Annotated in this window: 4 protein-coding genes and 1 pseudogene; 2 read left to right on the top strand and 3 right to left on the bottom strand. The window is 41.2% G+C overall.

From position 1 onward, the window contains the following. The 3 genes from ACEW8U_RS09555 to ACEW8U_RS09545 all read right to left on the bottom strand — a co-directional run. On the bottom strand, positions 1–873 hold an 873-nt coding region (locus ACEW8U_RS09555), incomplete at its 3' end, for a bestrophin family protein (protein ID WP_373521814.1). 5 nt (positions 874–878) lie between these two features. Then, positions 879–1700 (bottom strand): DUF481 domain-containing protein, encoded by an 822-nt coding sequence (locus ACEW8U_RS09550; protein ID WP_373521813.1) that lies wholly within the window; start codon positions 1698–1700, stop codon positions 879–881. Further along, on the bottom strand, positions 1684–2457 hold the full coding sequence (locus ACEW8U_RS09545) for a type 1 glutamine amidotransferase domain-containing protein (RefSeq protein WP_373521812.1): 774 nt from the start codon (positions 2455–2457) through the stop codon (positions 1684–1686). Before ACEW8U_RS09545 ends, ACEW8U_RS09550 begins: the two co-directional genes overlap by 17 nt. A gap of 117 nt (positions 2458–2574) precedes the next feature. On the opposite strand from ACEW8U_RS09545, the gene ACEW8U_RS09540 reads away from it, so the two are divergent. Both ACEW8U_RS09540 and ACEW8U_RS09535 read left to right on the top strand, forming a co-directional pair. Next, positions 2575–2916, top strand: a complete 342-nt coding sequence (locus ACEW8U_RS09540; RefSeq protein ID WP_373496931.1) for a winged helix-turn-helix transcriptional regulator — start codon at positions 2575–2577, stop codon at positions 2914–2916. Positions 2917–2968: 52 nt separating this feature from the next. Then, positions 2969–3208 (top strand): annotated as a pseudogene (locus ACEW8U_RS09535) (alpha/beta hydrolase); the annotation flags it as partial.

Below are 3208 nucleotides of genomic sequence, written 5' to 3'. Positions count from 1 at the left end.
TTTCAAATCCCGCTCAATCCCAATACAGAGCGATGTAAGCGGAACATCCGTGATCCTGTTTTCGAAAGGATCTTCATTGACTTCACCTACTTTAGCCAAAATAGCAAACACAAAGGAAATGATCACAGATACAGGAATCATGAGGTAATTGATATCCAACCGGCTAAAATCCCCAATCAATGAAAAGGGAAGGAGCAGCATGAATGCATACAGAAACAGCCGGGTGAAATAATCATATTGCCTGAGCAAAGGCGTGTTTTTGATCCGCTCACAACCTCCCTGATAATTGGCCAGAGCAAGTAACTGTCCTTCCATCTGAAAGGAATCAAAACCTCCCAAAGTACCATTGGACATGGCGTCATATATTTTTTTTCCCATCTGAAGTTGGAGATAATTGGGTTTGTTTTGGCTTTGTAGCAATACTTGGTAATCTTCAGAACTCAAAAAGGGCTTTAACACTTCCCAATTTTCCTGCTTTCTCAGGTGAAGTCTCAGGGCATGCACCCAGGCGATGCAGGCATAAACCAACTGCTTTTTAAAGGATTCACTTCTTTCCCGGTCATAATTGGCCTGATGGGAGTGGCTGTCTGCAAAGGTGATTACCAAGCGGGCCAAAACCCGACTGGCATTTACAATTCCTCCCCAGAGTGTTCTTGCCTCCCACCAGCGTCCATAAGAACTGTTGTTCCGGAAGGCAATGAAAATGGCAAGAGCACTTCCAAGAATGGCAGCAATGGAGAAGGGTAAGGCTACCGCACTGATTTGATACTCATACAGTACCCAAACAAGTAATGAAATTAATAAGGAAAAGATGAATTCCTTTTGTACGTATTGAAAAACCTTGATTGGGTTAAAATTTCTTTTGACAATCATAAGGATCAATTTTTCTTAAGCTGATAGCTGAGGCCAAAGGTGAGGATACTGTCCACTTGAAGGACATTGGAAACCACAACCTGTTCATAAGTGTAGGTATAGTGGGCGGCGGCGGAAAGGCCCTTCCAGACAGGAAGGTCAAAACCTATATCCAATGACGCACGGTTATTGGGAACTTCTTCAATTCCAGGTTGCCAATAGGCAGTGAAAAACAACCTGAATTTTTGATCGTATAACCTGTGCCAGCCTGCCAAGTAAACAGTTCCCCGCCATATAGGAATCGAATTGCTGCCGTTATAAAAGCTTTCTTTGAATTGATCACTTCTGAATACAGAATTTTCATAAACCACACTTCCAGATAGCTTCAGGTTGGTTTTAGGTTTTTGGATAACCTGCCAAGTATAACCTGCCCCTCCAAAGACCCTGCTTTTGATTTTCCTTCGGTAATTGGTCTGCAAATAAAACATGGCGAACGGATAATATTTTCTGAACGATTTGAAATAGAGGTAATTTCGGCTATTGATGTCATTATCTGCCTTAAACCCACTGAACTCCTGATAAAGGCTGTTGTTCTGACTTTTGAATACCAAATCTTTATTACTGTTGCTTACTAAATCAAATTTCCCCCTGATAATTAGCAGTTCCACATTTCCTCTTTGCAAAGCACCGGTTATACCTGCACTAAGTTGGAAACTTGCCGTATCACTTTCATTTAATTGGGCTTTGGCATGAAAAGAATACGAATGGAGGACAATTAAAATCAGGGCAATTTTAACAGTAAATTTTCCTGAAATACTCGCCTCCATTCTTTCAGTTCGATGAGTCATTCAGCATTTCAACCACCATCTCCGCTGCCGCAGCTCCTGAATTTTGTTGCTGTCCTGTGATCAAATTCCCGTCCTTGATGGCGTAGGAAGCAAAGGGTGGAGCTACTTTGAAGTCTGTGTCCGAAATCTTTTTGGCTTCATCCTCTATCCGGTAAGGTTGGATTTTCATGCCGACTGCCTGATCTGAAAATTCCTCTTCACCATCAGCAAAACCTGTCCATGTTTTTCCGGAAACTAGGAGTTCTCCATTGGATTTTTTCGCTTCCAAAAGTAGGGTAGTGGAGTGGCAAACTGCTGCACTGGGCTTGCCGGCTTCATAAAATGCAACAAAAAGTTTTTCCAAATCTATATTCCCCCTGAAAGTGTACATGGGCCCCTGTCCGCCTACCAGAAAAATTGCCAAATAATCATTTGGATCCACATCGGTTAGTTTTTTGGTATTTCCCAATAATGCGGTGAACTCCGGCTTTTGTAGGTAGCCTAATGAAATCACATCATGGGCAGAATAGCCGCTTGGGTCGGTTGGATTGGAGTAGCCGTCCATTTCCAGTTTTCCGCCTTCGGTGGAAACCAATTCCACTTCATAACCTGCTTCTTGGAATACCCTTAGCGGGTGGGTCAGTTCAGCAGCCCAGAATCCAATCGGCCAGCCTGTTTGTTTGGATACAGCAGGGGAACTGGCAACCATCAAAATTTTACCTTTTGTTGGTGCACCGTGGAAGTGCACATAACTTTGTTTTTCTTGAATTTGATTCATGATTGAAGTATATTTTTTGTATGCCAACAAAGTTTGATTTTTATATTACCTTTAACAATATACTTACCCAAGTTAACGATATGCACTTTTTGGTAAGAAATGGAAAATTGATCGGATATGCCTGATTTCTTATTTAATAAAAAACTGTATTATAACCCTGTCGAGTTTGCCATGGACAGGATTGGAGGGACCTGGAAAATGCCGATACTCTGGAGGCTGAAAGAAAAGGTGATGCGATATGGTGAACTCAAAAAAGACATTCCGCACATTACACATAAGATGCTGACCAGTCAGTTGAGGGAGTTGGAAAAGGAAGGGTTTATTACCCGAAAGGTCTATCCTGTGGTACCTCCAAAGGTGGAATATACCATTACCGAAAGGGGGCTTAGCGCCATTCCCATCATAGATGCCATAAGGAATTATGGCCTGACTTTGATGGAGGAATTTGGCGTAGGTTAAAATTTACCCCGACACTGGATGTGCGTTATTTTACATGAAATAATTAAAAAAAATGATGGGAAAACTTCTATACTTCATATTGGTAATTGTAGGGATATACATTATTGTATGCGTTGCATTTTACTACTTTCAGGAAAAACTGATTTTTTTTCCTGAAACCTTGGACAAAAATCACCAATTCGATTTTGGGCAAAAATTTGAAGAGCGGAATTTCGAAACATCTGATGGAAAATTATTGAATGGGCTTTTATTTAGGGCTGATAGTACAAAGGGTCTGATTTTTTATTTACAT

The organism is Aquiflexum sp., assembly GCF_041751335.1.
Classification (GTDB): Bacteria; Bacteroidota; Bacteroidia; order Cytophagales; family Cyclobacteriaceae; genus Aquiflexum.
The sequence above is the reverse complement of the archived record's forward strand: the minus strand, read 5'-3'. Positions and strand labels throughout refer to the sequence as shown.